At 65.4% G+C, this 14,718-nt stretch carries 10 protein-coding genes; 3 read left to right on the top strand and 7 right to left on the bottom strand.

What is annotated here, in order from left to right; all coding sequences use genetic code 11:
• Positions 1–22: 22 nt before the first annotated feature.
• The 7 genes from BMY12_RS19370 to xerD all read right to left on the bottom strand — a co-directional run bounded on the left by BMY12_RS19370 (position 23) and on the right by xerD (position 11,272).
• On the bottom strand, positions 23–1,537 hold the full coding sequence (locus BMY12_RS19370; protein ID WP_093289623.1) for a SpoVR family protein: 1,515 nt from the start codon (positions 1,535–1,537) through the stop codon (positions 23–25).
• Complete coding sequence (locus tag BMY12_RS19365) at positions 1,534–2,757, bottom strand: YeaH/YhbH family protein (RefSeq protein ID WP_093289621.1); 1,224 nt, start codon at positions 2,755–2,757, stop codon at positions 1,534–1,536. The genes BMY12_RS19370 and BMY12_RS19365 overlap by 4 nt, the downstream gene beginning before the upstream one ends.
• Before the next feature lie 21 nt (positions 2,758–2,778).
• On the bottom strand, positions 2,779–4,701 hold the full coding sequence (locus BMY12_RS19360; protein WP_093289620.1) for a PrkA family serine protein kinase: 1,923 nt from the start codon (positions 4,699–4,701) through the stop codon (positions 2,779–2,781).
• 773 nt (positions 4,702–5,474) lie between these two features.
• Complete coding sequence (locus BMY12_RS19355; protein WP_093289618.1) at positions 5,475–6,854, bottom strand: virulence factor family protein; 1,380 nt, start codon at positions 6,852–6,854, stop codon at positions 5,475–5,477.
• The gene (mprF, locus tag BMY12_RS19350; RefSeq protein WP_143069021.1) at positions 6,851–9,460 is read right to left on the bottom strand and encodes a bifunctional lysylphosphatidylglycerol flippase/synthetase MprF; all 2,610 of its coding nucleotides are present in this window, start codon (positions 9,458–9,460) and stop codon (positions 6,851–6,853) included. Before mprF ends, BMY12_RS19355 begins: the two co-directional genes overlap by 4 nt.
• 111 nt (positions 9,461–9,571) lie before the next feature.
• Positions 9,572–10,324: a DsbC family protein gene (locus tag BMY12_RS19345; RefSeq protein ID WP_093289617.1), complete on the bottom strand. Its 753-nt coding sequence runs from the start codon at positions 10,322–10,324 to the stop codon at positions 9,572–9,574.
• A gap of 63 nt (positions 10,325–10,387) precedes the next feature.
• Positions 10,388–11,272 (bottom strand): site-specific tyrosine recombinase XerD, encoded by an 885-nt coding sequence (xerD, locus tag BMY12_RS19340; RefSeq protein WP_281242454.1) that lies wholly within the window; start codon positions 11,270–11,272, stop codon positions 10,388–10,390.
• 59 nt (positions 11,273–11,331) lie between these two features.
• Between xerD and BMY12_RS19335 the strand changes: the two genes are divergently transcribed.
• From BMY12_RS19335 to zapE, 3 genes are read left to right on the top strand one after another with little or no spacing between them, the layout of a single operon-like run.
• The gene (locus BMY12_RS19335; RefSeq protein WP_093289613.1) at positions 11,332–12,078 is read left to right on the top strand and encodes a lysophospholipid acyltransferase family protein; all 747 of its coding nucleotides are present in this window, start codon (positions 11,332–11,334) and stop codon (positions 12,076–12,078) included.
• Positions 12,075–13,418 carry a D-arabinono-1,4-lactone oxidase gene (locus BMY12_RS19330; RefSeq protein ID WP_093289611.1) on the top strand — a complete coding sequence of 448 codons (1,344 nt, stop codon included), beginning with the start codon at positions 12,075–12,077 and terminating at the stop codon, positions 13,416–13,418. The genes BMY12_RS19335 and BMY12_RS19330 overlap by 4 nt, the downstream gene beginning before the upstream one ends.
• Before the next feature lie 11 nt (positions 13,419–13,429).
• A complete protein-coding gene (gene zapE, locus BMY12_RS19325; protein WP_093289610.1) occupies positions 13,430–14,518 on the top strand; it encodes a cell division protein ZapE in 1,089 nt (362 codons plus the stop codon).
• Positions 14,519–14,718: the final 200 nt, after the last annotated feature.

Raw genomic sequence — 14,718 nt, 5'->3', positions numbered from 1 at the left:
CGGGTCGACTCGTTGCCGGTTTCTAAGCCGGCAGCGCCTCGCGCTCGTTGTGCACGCGGCCATCCTCGCCGATGGTCTGCAGCCGCACCTTGAAGCCCCAGAGCCGCGCCAGATGCTTCATCACCTCGACGGCGTCGTCGTCCAGCGGACGGCCGCGGAACAGTCGGTGCTGCAGGGTCAGCGAGCGGTCGCCGCGGTGGGCGTAATCCACGATCTGGATGTCGGGCACCTGGCCATCGCGGTTGTATTGCTGCGAGAGCAGCTGGCGTACGCGCCGGTAGCCCTGCTCGTTGTGCGTGGAATCGACCAGCAGATGTTCCTTCTCGCTGTGATCCGCCACCGCGAACAGATGGAACTCGCGGATCAGGTTCGGCGACAGGAACTGGCCGATGAAGGACTCGTCCTTGTAGTTGCGCATGGCGAAGTCCAGCACCTTGAGCCAGTCGCCACCGGCGATGTCCGGGAACCACTCGCGATCCTCGGCGGTGGGTTTTTCGCAGATGCGGCGCAGGTCCGTCATCATCGCGAAGCCCAGGGCATAGGGATTGAGTCCGCCGTAGCCGCGCTGGTCGTAACCGCGCTGGGTGACGACATTGGTGTGCGACTGCAGCACCTCCAGCATGAAGCCGTCGTCCACCAGGCGCTTGTCATGCATCCGGTTGAGCAAGGTGTAGTGCCAGAACGTGGCCCAGCCCTCGTTCATCACCTTGGTCAGACCCTGCGGATAGAAATACTGCGCGAGCTTGCGCACGATGCGCACGATCTCGCGCTGCCACATCTCCATCTTCGGCGCGTGCTTCTCGATGAAGTACAGCAGGTTCTCCTGCGGCTCGGGCGGATAGCGCAAGACATCCTCGGCGCTGTCGCGGCCCTGATTGCCGCGCGCCGGCAGCGTGCGCCAGATTTCGTCGTACTGCTTCCAGGCGTATTCGGAACGTTCGCGCTGACGGGCGCGCTCCTCCTCGGCCGACAGCGGCGTGGGCCGGCGGTAGCGGTCCACACCATGGCTCATCAGCGCATGGCAGGAGTCCAGCACTGACTCCACCGCTTCATGGCCATAACGCTCTTCGCACTGCATCACGAAGTTACGCGCGAACACCATGTAGTCGATGATGGCATCGGCATTGGTCCACTGCCGGAACAGGTAATTGCCCTTGAAGAAGGAATTGTGTCCGTAGCAGGCGTGCGCGATCACCAGAGCCTGCATCGGCAGGCTGTTCTCCTCCATCAGATAGGCGATGCAGGGATTGGAATTGATCACGATCTCGTAAGCCAGACCGCGCTGACCCTTGCGGTAGGCCTGCTCGTTGCGGATGAACTCCTTGCCGTAGCTCCAGTGCGGGTAGCCGATGGGCAGGCCCAGCGAGGCGTAGGCGTCGAGCATCTGCTCCGAAGCGATCACCTCGATCTGGTTGGGATAGGTATCCAGGTGAAACTCGTTGCGGGCGATCTCGCCGATGGCGCGGTCGTACTGTTCAAGCAGTTCGAAGGTCCATTCGGCGCCGGTGGAGATCGGCCCTTCCAGACGCGCGGTCATGCGGCCTCCTTGTGGAACAGCTCGCGCAGCACCGGATACACCTCGCTACGGTCGCTGACCGTGGACATCGCAAACTTGTCGCTGTCGATGCGCTGATAGGCAAAGGCCAGCGGACTGGTGCGGTCGCTGTCGTCCGGCACCTCGATATAAGTGAAGTAGCGCAGCTTGGGCAGCAGCTGCTCGGCAAGACAGGCGCGGCTCTTTTCCGGATCGGCGCCGAAGGCATCGCCGTCGGAAACCTGCGCGCCGTAGATGTTCCAGGCCTCGGCGGGATAACGATCCGCGATGATCTCCTGCATCAGCTTCAGCGCCGACAGCACCACCGTGCCGCCGCTTTGCGGATCGTGGAAGAAATGCTCCTCGTCCACTTCCTCGGCATTGTCGGTGTGGCGGATGAACACCAGCTCCACCTGCTCGTACTTGCGGCTCAGGAACAGGTACAGCAGGGTGAAGAAGCGCTTGGCCAGATCCTTCTTGTTCTCGTCCATGGAGGCCGAGACGTCCATCAGGCAGAACATCACTGCACGCGAGATCGGCTGCGGGATCTTGACGCGATGCCGGTAGCGCAGATCGAACTCATCCAGAAACGGGATGCGATCCAGGCGCCGCTGCAGCTCGGCGATTTCCTCGTCCGGCGGCACCTCGCGCTGCTGCAACTCGGCCAGCTCGCGCTTGAGGGGCGCGCCGATGGCGATGCGACGCGCCATGGCATTGCGCAAAGAACGCACCACCGAGAGATTGGCCGGCACGCCGCTGGGCGTGTAGCCGGCACGCTGCATCTTGTACTCGCGCACCTCGCCCAGCACATTGCGCACCAGATGCGGCAGCTCCAGATCGTCGAAGAACAGATTCATGAACTCGTCGCGCGACAGCGAGAAGGTGAAGTCATCCTGACCCGGATCACCCTGCCCCTCGCCGGAGCCATTGCCCTTGCCGCCACCACCTTCCGGGCGCGGAATCTTGTCGCCCTTGGCGTACTTGTGATTGCCCGGCAGCACCATCTCGCGATCGCCGCCCTGGCCGTGACCGAACTGCGGCTCGCGGATGTCCTTGGCGGGAATGCGCACCTGTCCGCCACGATCCATGTCGGTGATCGAACGCTCCGCCACGATGTCCGACACTGACTTGCGGATCTGCTCCTTGTACCGGCGCAGGAACCGTTCGCGGTTGACCGCGCTCTTGTTGCGGTCGTTGAGGCGACGGTCGATGATCGTGGACATTCAATCCGCTCCTGGCCTTGCTCAGGCCGACTTGCGCACCCGCAGATACCACTCGGACAGCAGACGCACCTGCTTCTCGGTGTAGCCCTTCTCGACCATGCGGCCGACGAAGTTCTCGTGCTTCTTCTTGTCCTCGACCGAAGCCTTGGCATTGAAGGAGATCACCGGCAGCAGTTCCTCGGTGGACGAGAACATCTTCTTCTCGATCACCTCGCGCAGCTTTTCATAGCTGGTCCAGCGCGGGTTCTTGCCGCCATGCTGGGCGCGGGCGCGCAGCACGAAGTTGACGATCTCGTTGCGGAAGTCCTTGGGGTTGGCGATGCCGGCCGGCTTTTCGATCTTCTCCAGCTCGCTGTTCAGCGCGCCGCGATCGAAGGATTCGCCGGTTTCCGGATCGCGATAGTCCTCATTCTGGATCCAGTAATCCGCGAAGGTGACGTAACGGTCGAAGATGTTCTGACCATATTCGGAGTAGGACTCCAGGTACGCGGTCTGGATTTCCTTGCCGATGAACTCGGCATAGCGCGCGGCCAGATAGCCCTTGATGAATTCCAGGTAGCGGCGCTGGGTTTCCTCGGGCAGCTGCTCGCGCAGGATGCGCTGCTCCAGCACATACATCAGGTGCACCGGGTTGGCGGCGACCTCGGTCTGGTCGTAGTTGAAAACCGCCGACAGCACCTTGTAGGCAAAGCGCGTGGAGGTACCGTTCATGCCTTCGTCGATGCCGGCGTAGTCGCGATACTCCTGATACGACTTGGCACCCGGATCGGTGTCCTTGAGGCTTTCGCCATCGTAGACGCGCATCTTGGAATAGATGTTGGAATTCTCCGGGTCCTTCAGGCGTGTCAGCACCGAGAACTGCGCCATCATGTCCAGCGTGCCGGGCGCGCAGGGCGCGCTCGCCAGCGAGCTGTTCCTGAGCAGCTTGCGGTAGATGTTGACCTCTTCGGACACCTGCAGGCAGTACGGCACCTTGACGATGTAGACGCGGTCGAGGAAGGCCTCGTTGTGCTTGTTGTTGCGGAAGGTCTGCCACTCGCTCTCATTGGAGTGGGCGAGGATGATGCCGTTGAAGGGAATGGCGGAAAAGCCTTCCGTGCCCTTGAAGTTGCCTTCCTGGGTGGCGGTCAGCAGCGGGTGCAGCATCTTGATCGGCGCCTTGAACATCTCCACGAATTCGAGCAGGCCCTGATTGGCCTGGCACAGACCGCCGGAATACGAATAGGCATCCGGATCGTCCTGTGAAAAAGCTTCCAGCTTGCGGATGTCCACCTTGCCGACCAGCGAGGAGATGTCCTGGTTGTTCTCGTCGCCCGGCTCGGTCTTGGCGATGGCCAGCTGACGCAGCACCGAAGGCTGGATGCGCACCACGCGGAACTTGGTGATATCGCCGTCGAACTCGGCCAGCCGCTTCAGCGCCCAGGGTGAAGCGATGCCGGACAGCACGCGGCGCGGAATGCCGTACTCGGCTTCCAGCATGGCGCCGTCACGCTCGGGCGAAAACAAGCCCAGCGGCGATTCATTGATCGGCGAGCCTTTCAGCGCGTAGATCGGATAGGCCTCCATCAGGCTCTTGAGACGCTCGGCGATGGAAGACTTGCCGCCGCCCACCGGACCCAGCAGATAAAGCACCTGCTTGCGCTCTTCCAGGCCCTGCGCAGCGTGCTTGAAGAAGGCCACCACCTGCGCGATGACATCCTCCATGCCGAAGAATTCGCGAAACGCCGGATAGCGGCGGATCACGCGGTTGGAGAACAGACGGGATAAGCGCTGATCGTTGCGCGTATCGATCAGCTCCGGCTCGCCGATGGCGGCGAGCATGCGCTCCGCCGGCGTGGCGTAGGCCAGCGGGTCCTGCTTGCAGAGCGCCAGATACTCTTCAAGCGACATCTCTTCCTGACGCGCCTTCAGATACTGCTGGCGGAAACTGTCCAATACGCTCATCGCCCATCCCTCCGTTGGCTATCGCTAGCCACTGAATGCAGTGTGCCGCGTCCGACCAAACCTCAGCTGTACGCGATTCCACATAAACACCTTGACGCAGATCAAGGCTCTTGTCTGGGACCGTCCATGACGCGAGCCGTTCAGCTTGCTTGCACCATAAGTAATGCAAGGCCCATGCAAGTTCCCATCGAGCCTGGGCATCCGGTAGGTTTTTCCCAACGAACGGTGAACGCCTGCTGCCGACGGATGGGGCCAGCCGATGCTTGGCGCTGGGCTCAGGCAGGCAGGGCTGCCACGAGGTATGACAAGGGCGCCGGACGTCAGAATTTGGCCGCGTGCCATGCTTCACGATCCGTCACCGTCATCATCCTGACGGCATCGACGCGGCGCTCCGACAAATACTCGACATCGCGCTGGCACAGACAAAGCCGGCGTGAAGGCGGGCAAGCCGCTGGCGTGGAAAGTCAAAGAAATGAAAGCTGCGGCCAGCGTGCCAGGGAGGCGGCTGTCTCGCCCATCTACCGCTGGCTGGCCGTAGCCCGCAGAGCGCGAGCGTTAGCGAAACCTTGCCGGCATCGGACCGGCCGTTGTCAGACGCGCGCAACAGGCGCGCAACTCGGCGGTGCTTCCACTGCGACATGACGGGCAGTACTGGTACTCCTGAAAAACCCGTTGCGTTACGGTTTCAGTGTACCGATAAAGCTTCGCTTTGCAGCTACCGGTCGTCGGCAAGACCGCGCGACGCCTTCGCATACGCCGCGTGCAGTTGTGCGCTATGGCTGACGTGCGGCCGCCGCGATGATCAGATCGGCAAGGTGCTCATAGTTGCCGTCGAAGTGATGCGCGCCGGGCAACTGGATCAGATGAATCTTCTTGGCATCCAGTTTCGGGCACAGCGAATCATCTTCCTTGACCCCGTAGATGCACACCGGATTGCCCTCGACGATGCGCTGCATCTCCGGTGCGATCGGCAGGCCGCTGTCACTCTCGCTGACCCAGTTGCTGACGTGGAACTCGAAGTCGGCGCGTTCACCCAGGCCCATCAGCACGGTGACCGCCACCTTGCCGCGTGTGGCGGAGGGCAGGCGGTTGAGGGCAAACGGCAGCACGTTGGCGCCCTGCGAATAACCGATCAGCAGCACGCGCTGCTTGTGCCAGCGCGTCATGTAGTAACGGACGATGCGGTCCAGATCGCCGGCGACGCTGGTGGGCGTGCGCTCGTTCCAGAAATAGCGCAGGGAGTCCACGCCCACCACCGGAATGCCGCGCGCCTGCAGCACCGTGGCCACGCGCTTGTCCAGATCCGCCCAGCCGCCATCGCCCGACAGCAGCACCGCGAAATCCTCGCTCTGATCCTTGACCGGCTTGAGTTCGATCAGGGGCAGATCGCTGAGCGAGCCCGGCAACGCCGGCTCCTCGGGTTCCAGCTTGGCCACCAGCAGGCGGTAACGCTGCAGCAGCAGGCGATCACGATCCGCCGCGGCGGCGCTGAGCCGCTGCGCCTGCTCGTTGTCGGCAAAGCTGGCCGGCGCCTCGCAGGCCTCCGCGCCTTCCGGATCGATCCAGGTCCAGGGCGCGTGCAGCGCAGCCGCCGGCGCCAGACTCAGCAGGTTCTTGTTCTTGGGCTTGATCTTGCCCGGATAACGCACGCCCTTGCCGGCACAGAAGGGCTTGCGCAAACCGGTCTGCGGACAGAAGCCCAGGGAGATGGTGCCGGTCCACTGATCGGCCTCGCCCTGCGCGTTCATGGCATACGCCAGATTCGCGCCCAGTCCCTCGCCGACCAGAATCGGCGGGTAATACGTGGGCAGGCGATAGTAGGCCTGCACGTAGCGGCTCAGGTTTTCGAGGTCACCGCTGGCGTAGTAGCAGTCGCCGGGGTCCTTGCTCATCTCGCGGTAAAACTCGCGCAGATCGATGCCGGCCACCAGCGCACCTTCACCAGCCAGCAGCTTTGCGATATAGGCGTCGTGTGCCTGCCAGCCGCCGGCGCCGGAGAAAGCCATGACAAAGCTCTTCACCTGGCCCTTGGGCGGATACAGGGTCACGGTCTCGAAGCGGCCATGCGAAAGCGTCTGCTCCGCCTGTGCCACGCCGCAGAGCAGCGGCAACAGCATCGCCGCCATTAAACGCCAGCCCGACAAAACCCTCATTTGCTGATGACTCCCTTGATGCCGCCGCTGACCAGCGCGGCGATGTCCGCCAGGGCCAGCAGCTGGCCCGTACCACCCGCCGCCACCAGATAGCGCGGCTCCCAGCTGGGCGCGAACTTTTCCTTGAACGCGCGCAACCCCTGAAAGTTATAGAACTGCTGACCGTGCGCAAACAGCAGGCGGGCAAAGCGATGCCAGCGCGAGGCCAGGGGATGCTCGGCCATGCCCGACATCGGCGCCATGCCCAGGCCGAAGCTCTGGTAGCCCAGGGACTGCAGATGCGTGAGCGTGCGCGCGAACAGAAAATCCATGGCACCGCGCGGCGCGTCCGGCCGGTACCGCATCAGATCCACCGCCGATTCGATGCGCGTGTCGGTGATCATCACGCTCAGGAACGCCGCGATGCGGCCGCTGCCTTCACGGGCCAGGGCGATGCCGCCGCTGCGCAGATAGGCCTCGTCGAAACGGCCGAGCGAGAAGCACTTCTCGCGGGTTTCGTGTTCCTGCAGCCAGGCGTCGGAAATCGCGCGGAGTTCGGGCAGCAGCGGCGTGATCGCCTCGCCCTCGGCCCACTCGAAGCTCAGGCCCTCGCGCTCGCCGCGGCTGGCGCCGTGGCGCAGATTGGCGCGCGCGCTGCCCTTGAGCGTGAACTCCGGCAAGGCCACGTCGGCATGCTCGCCGAGCTTGAGCATGCGCAGACCGGCGTCCAGATACATGGGCAGAGACTGCGGGCGCACCTGATAGAACACCGGCCGGTCACCGTGCGCGGTGGCCATCTCGATGAAGCGCCAGACCAGCTCCGGCCACTCCTTGGCCGGGCCCACCGGATCGCCCAGCGCCACCCAGGAACGGCCGCGCTTGCCGTACATCAGAAAGCTGTTGCCGGAGGCGGAGAACATCAAGCCCTTGTCGGCGGTCATCGCCAGCAGCGCGTCGGCGCGGTTCTGCTTGCGGATGACGCCCAGCGCACGCTGCAGTTCTTCGGCGGTCGGCAGCTGCACACGCCCGGACACCGGGCGCATCAGCCGCCACAAGGCGATGGCCAGCGCGATGACCGCGATGGCGGTGATCGCACGCAGCGAGCGCGGCGCATTGCCGTTGAAGGTGAACTGCCACCACAGCTCGTTGCCGTAGGACACGTCGCGGTAGGCGAAGAACAGCACCCAGAACACCGCCGCGATCACGCAGGCCACCGCCAGCAGCCAGCCGGTGGAGAAACTCACCGTGAGCAGCGAGGCGCGCCGGTAAAACTCCTTGCGCGATACCGCCAGCGCGCCGCCCAGCAGCGCCAGCACCATCATTTCGGTGACCGCCAGTCCCTTGGGCAGGGCCAGCCAGAAGCTGATGAAGGTCAGCAGCAGCGCCGCCCACCAGGCGGCATCGACGCGATACAGCAGGCCACGGGCGATGAACAGGAAGGCGATGCCGGCGATGCTGCCGATGAAATGCGAGGCTTCCACCAGCGGCAGCGGCACGCGCGCCGCCAGCAGTTCCGAGGCTTCGTCGGTGGCGGGCGTGGCGCCCGACACCAGCAGCATCACGCCCACCACCAGGGTGAAGGCCGACAGCGCCACCGGCGTCAGCCGCGCCGCCGCGCGGGTCACCGGCGCGCCCACGCCGGAGCGCATCTCGATCAGCGCCAGCAGGCCCACCGCCAGCAGCATCGGCAGCAGGTAATAGACGCCGCGGTACAGCACCAGCGCGCCGGCCAGCTGATCCAGCGGCAGGCGATGCGAGAAAGCCAGCAGCATCACCGCCTCGAACACGCCCAGACCACCCGGCACATGGCTGATCAGGCCCAGGGTGATGGCGATGGCGTAGAAGGCGATGAAGCTGGGAAAGCCGATGCCGGAATGCGGCAGCAGGAACCACAGCGCCGCCGCGGAGAACACCAGTTCGAGCACCGAGATGCCCAGCTGCTTGAGCACCAGGCCCGGCTCCGGCAGCTTGATCTGGATGCGCGGGCCGAGGCTGAACTCGCGTCGCGCCGCGCAGATCGCCACGAAGGCCGAGACCAGCATGAGAATCAACGCCGCCAGACCGCGCAGCAGCTCCGGCGGCAGATGCGCGATGCGCGCCACCTGCCCCGCGCCCCAGAGCAGGCCCAGCGCGCCCAGCGTGGAGATGCCGATGCCGAAAGCCAGGGCATTGAAGGCGATGGCGCGGCCCACCAGCGGCGCCTCCACGCCGGCGGCCGTGTACATGCGCAGGCGCACCGCGCCGCCGGTCAGTACGCCCAGGCCCACGGTATTGCCCAGGGCATAGGCGATGAAGGACGTGAGCACCACGATGCGCGGCCGCACCGTGCCGCCGACATAGCGCAGGCTGGAGAAGTCGTAACCGCTCAGGGCCAGGAAGCTGGCGGCGGTAGCCAGCACCGCGAGCAGGATGCCGCTGCGCGGCGTGCCACGGATCGCATGCAGCAGATCGGCGTAACGGATTTCCTCGGTCAGCCGCTGCAGCGCGTAGATGATCAGGGCCGTCATCAGCAGCGCGGCGAGCACGGTGGCGACGGTCTTCCAGCGCTGCCAGCGCAGACTGCGTTCGCCGTCTACCGGCCGTGCCGCTTCCGGCGGCGCGGGTGATGCTGGATTGGGCTTGGACATCGCTGAAGGATCAAAAGTGACCGGCGTCCGCAGGCTTGCAGCTTACCGCAGGCCAGACGGGCCCGGCGCGACCCACACGGGCCGCGCCGGAAAAAGGCTTTTTAAAAGGCTTTAGCCGCGATGCGCGAGGCCGCCGCTGTCCGGCGATTCCAGGCGCTGCGCCAGGGCATCGGGCGGCAGATAGCCGTTGACCACGCTGCCGTCCTCCAGCACCAGCATCGGCGTGCCGCGCAGACCCAGATCATTGCCCAGATCCCATTCGCGACGCACCGGATTGTCGCACTGCGTATTGCCGTTGACCGCGCCGCCGAGCTTGGCTTCGGTGAGCGCGGTCTTGCGGTCGGCCGAGCACCACACCACCTCGGCCTTGCGGAAGGAATCGGTATCCGGGCCGGTGCGCGGATAGAACACATAACGCACCTCGATGCCCCGGGCGTTGTAGTCGGCGATCTGGCTGTGGAACTTGCGGCAGTAGCCGCAATCGACATCGGTGAACACCGTCACCACATGCTTGGCCGCGCCCTGCGCCGGGAACACGATCATGTTCTGCTCGCCCAGGGTCTTGAGCTGTGCCAGACGATTGCCGCGGCGGGTGACTTCGGTGAGGCTCTGGCCGGAGGCCAGATCGACCAGATCACCGGTGATCAGATACTTGCCGTCGGCGGTGACGTAACCGAAGTTGGCGCCGTCCTGCACCTCGTACAGACCGGCCGCCTGCGCGGGGCGCACGTTTTCGGGCTTGAGCCCCGGCAGCAGCTTCGCCAGCTTGGCCTGCACCTGTTCGGCGCCGCTCTCCTTCTTGCCGGCGCAGCCGCCGATGGCCAGCGCCACCAACACCAGACCCAGACTTAAGCCAGCCTTCATACGCGAGATTTCCGCAGCAGAAATTGAGGGACTTGCATTATGACAGCAAGCCCGGGCGCCGGTTCAGCCGCGCGGATGATGCCGCTGATGCAGCTCGCGCAGCCGCGCCTTGGCCACGTGCGTGTAGATCTGCGTGGTCGACAGGTCGGCATGGCCCAGCAGCGCCTGCACGGTGCGCAGATCGGCGCCGTGCTCCAGCAGATGGGTGGCAAAGGCATGGCGCAGGGTATGCGGCGAGAGCGCGGCACGGATGCCGGCCGCAGCGGCGTGCAGACGGATGCGCTGCCAGAAATTCTGTCGCGTCATCGCCGCACCGCGCGCGCTGAGAAACAGGCTGTCCTCGCCGGCCAGGGCCTGGTCGGGCCGCACTTCCTGCAGGTAACGCTGCAGCCAGTGCACGGCCTCTTCGCCGGTCGGCACCATGCGCTCCTTGCCGCCCTTGCCCAGCACCCGCAGCGCGCCGCGGCGCAGGTCCACGCTGGACAGCTTGAGGCTGATCAGCTCGCTCACGCGCAGGCCGGAGGCGTACATCAGCTCCAGCATCGCGCGGTCGCGCAGACCCAGGGCCTCTTCACAGTCCGGCGCCTCCAGCAGCGCGCTCACGTCGATCTCGCTCAAGGTCTTGGGCAGGCGCAGGCCCAGGCGCGGCGCTTCCAGGCGGGCGCTGGGATCATCCTCGCGCTGGCGATCGGCATGCAGGTGCCGGTAGAACTGGCGCAGCGCCGAGAGCAGCCGCGCCTGGCTGCGCGGCTGCCGCGCCTGCGCCGCCAGATAGCCACGCAGATCCGCCTCGCTGGCCTCGGCGAGGCTGGCGCTGCGGCCATGCAGCCAGCGCGCCAGCAGTTTCAGATCGCTGCGATAAGAGGCCTGGGTGTTGCGGGACAAGCCGCGCTCCAGCCAGAGGCGGTCGATGAAGCGCTCGATGGCGGCCTGGTCTTCGGCGGCCAAAGCAGTGGTTTCGTCGGCTGCAGGCTTTTTTGCGGTCACGATTCCTATAATAACGGCCCATGCGCCGCCTCCTCGATTGTTTCTACGCCCCTTACGCGGCCCTGGTGCTGGTGCTGCTCATCCCGCCGGTCTGTCTGGCCGTGATTCTCGGCCCGACGCTGGCCCTGCGCCGCGAGACCGGACGCCTGGCCGTGCGCCTGATGCTGCTCTGCATCGGCGTGCCGCTGCGCGTGCGTGGCCTGCAGCACCTGCCTGCCGGGAGCAATCTGGTGGTCTGCAATCACGCCAGTTATCTGGACGGCATCGTGCTCACCGCCGTGCTGCCGCGTCATTACAGCTTCGTGGTGCAGGACGGCGCCGGTCGCTGGCCGCTGGTCGGCCAGTGCCTGAGCCGCATGGGCGTGGTGTTCGTCAACCGCAGCGATTCGCGCGCCGGCGCCGCCGCCACGCGCAGCCTGATGCGCAAGCTGCACGCCGGCGAAGCCCTCACCGTGTTCGCCGAAGGCACGTTCGAGGATGAAGCGGGCCTGCTGCCGTTCAAGCTCGGCGCGTTTCTGATGGCTGCCCGCTGTGGCGCGCCGGTGGTGCCGGCGGCGATCCGCGGTTCGCGGCGCCTGTATGGCGGCGGCCGCAAGCTGCCGCGCTGGCAGCCGCTGGAAATCCACATCGCCCCGCCGCTGCATCCCGAGGCGGGCGATCACCGCACCGTGGCCGTGCGGCTGCGCGAGCGGGTCCGCGAACAGGTGCTGCGCCTCTGCGGCGAACCGGATCGCGACGCCGCCGAAGCCCTGGAGCAAGCCGCATGAATCCCCTGTTCCGTCTGCATCTGGCGCCACCGGCAAGCAAGCCGCAGTGGCGCAACTGGGCCGGCACCACGCAGTGCGAACCCAACCACACCGCCGAACCGCTGACCCTGGAGGAAATCCAGGCCGAGGTGCTGCGCGCCGCCGAGGAAGGCGAGCGCCTGCGCGTGATCGGCAGCGGCGCCTCTTACGCGCCGCTGTGCTGGACCGACGACAACCACATGTCACTGGCGCGCTTCACCGGCATCGATTCGGCCGATGTGCAGCGCCGCCGCGTCTGGGTGCGCGCCGGCACCACGCTGGCCGAGCTCACCGAGCAGCTGGCCGAACGCGATCTGGCCCTGGAAACCGCGCCCAGCACCGACGGCCTGAGCATCGGCGGCGCCATCGGCACCGGCACGCATGGCAGTGGCATGGCCTTCGGCAATCTCTCCAGCATGGTCACCGGTCTGCGTCTGGTGCTGGCCGACGGCTCGCTGCGCAGCTGCTCGCGCGAGCAGCTGCCGGAGCTGTTCGACGCCGCGCGCGTCTCGCTCGGCGCGCTGGGCGTGATCACGCATGTCGAGCTGCAGTGCGTGGATCATTACCGCCTGCGCGTGGGCGAAAAGCGCGTGAGCTTCGGCGAGGCGCTGACCCGCCTGCATGAGCTGCGCAGCGAACATCGCAGCCTGGATCTGATGTGGTTTCCCTACGCGCACACCGTGCGCCTGCATTTCACCGACGAGACCCGCGAGACGCCGCCCTCGCAGCTGAGCTGGCAGACGCTGCGGCGGCAGTTCTTCAGCCAGGTGTATCTGCGCGGCATGCGCGCCCTGGCCAAGCGCTCACAGAAATCGGCCGAACGCGCCAGCGCCATGCTCGCCACGCGCCGGCGCGAGGAAGTGCTGATTCTCAACGCCGAGCACGCCTACGCCGCGCCGCGCCGCACGCCGGTGGAACATCTGGAATACGCCATCCCCGCGCCGCGCCTGCCGGAAGTGCTGCGTCAGCTTGACCGGCTCACACACGCGCTGGCGCTGCGCGTGCATGTACCCGTCGAAATCCGCTACGTGCGCGCTGACGACGCCTGGCTGTCGCCGCAGTACCAGCGCGACAGTGCCTGCATCTCGGTGCCGGCCTATCGCGAACAACCCCACGCCGACTACTACGCGGCGGTGACGGAAATCTTTGACCGCGTGCAGGGCCGTCCGCACTGGGCTTCGCCGCACGACAAGACCGCCGCCGAGCTGCGCACGCTCTATCCGCGCTTCGACGACTTCTGCAAGCTGCGCGAGGAACTCGATCCGCGCGGCCTGTTTCTCAATCCGCATCTGGCGCGGCTGTTTGGCGCGCGCCTGCGCTAGGAATCTCTTTCATGCCGCTGCGCAACACCATTGCGCCTTTGGAACGTTATCGCCGCGATCTGCAGCGTGAGGACTTCACGCACGACGCGGCGCAGGAGCAGGCGATCAAGGCCCTGCAGCAGGTCTACGAGAATCTGCTCGAAGCCAAGCCGCGCCGCTGGCTGCGCCGGCACGACTGGCCGCCGGTGCAGGGCCTGTACATGTGGGGCGGCGTGGGTCGCGGCAAGACGTATCTGATGGACTGCTTCTATGAAGCCGTGCCCTTCGCCGCCAAGCTGCGCACGCACTTTCACCGTTTCATGCTGGACGTGCATGAGCGGCGCAAACGCTATCCGGACGAACGCGACCCGCTGAAACTGGTCGCCGCCGAATACGCCGCCGACGTGCGCGTGGTGTGTTTCGATGAGTTTTACGTTTCCGACATCGCCGATGCCATGATTCTGGGCCGGCTGTTCGAAAACCTGTTCCGTCACGGCGTGACCCTGGTGGCGACCAGCAACATTGCCCCGCAGCGGCTCTACGAGAACGGCCTGCAGCGCACCAATTTCCTGCCTTTCATCGATCTGCTCAAGCGTCACGTCGCGGTGCTGAACGTGGACGGCGGCATTGATTACCGCCTGCGCCAGCTGACGCAGGCCGATATCTACCATCATCCCTGCGATGAAAAGGCCGAGGCCAATCTCGCCACCTGGTTCGACCACATCGCGCACAGCGAAAACGCCGAGGCGGTGGACCTGAAGATCAACGACCGCGTGATCCGTGCGCGACGCGAGCAGGACGGCGTGATCTGGTTCGACTTCGATGAAATCTGCGAAGGCCCGCGCGGCGCCGCCGACTACATCGAGATCGGCCGCACGCATCACACCGTGCTGCTCTCGCGCGTGCCGCAGCTGACGGTGTTTCGCGAGGACGCGGCGCGGCGCTTCATCAATCTGGTCGACGAGTTCTACGATCGCGGCGTGAAGCTGCTGATCGCCGCCGACGTACCGCGCGAACAACTCTACGCCGGCGAGCGCCTGCGCTTCGAATTCCAGCGCACGCTCTCGCGTCTCACTGAGATGCAGTCAGAAGAATATCTGGCAAAACCACATCTGGCCTGAAGCGCCGCGCAGATCTGCGAACCCGTAGGGCGGGTTAGGCGCGCCAGCGCCATAACCCGCCATGGCTTTGCTGTTAGTTGCGTTGCGTTGTGCTCGATCTATTGGCTTCTTCCGCCGCCCTCCGGCGGCGGACTTACTTCTCTTTGCTTGTGCAAAGAGAAGTAAGCAAGAGAAAGCACACCCCGGCTCTGGCGCCCGCT

This window comes from Solimonas aquatica (assembly GCF_900111015.1).
GTDB classification, from domain to species: Bacteria; Pseudomonadota; Gammaproteobacteria; order Nevskiales; family Nevskiaceae; genus Solimonas; species Solimonas aquatica.
Note: the sequence above shows the minus strand (reverse complement) of the source record. Positions and strands in the feature narration are given on the sequence as shown.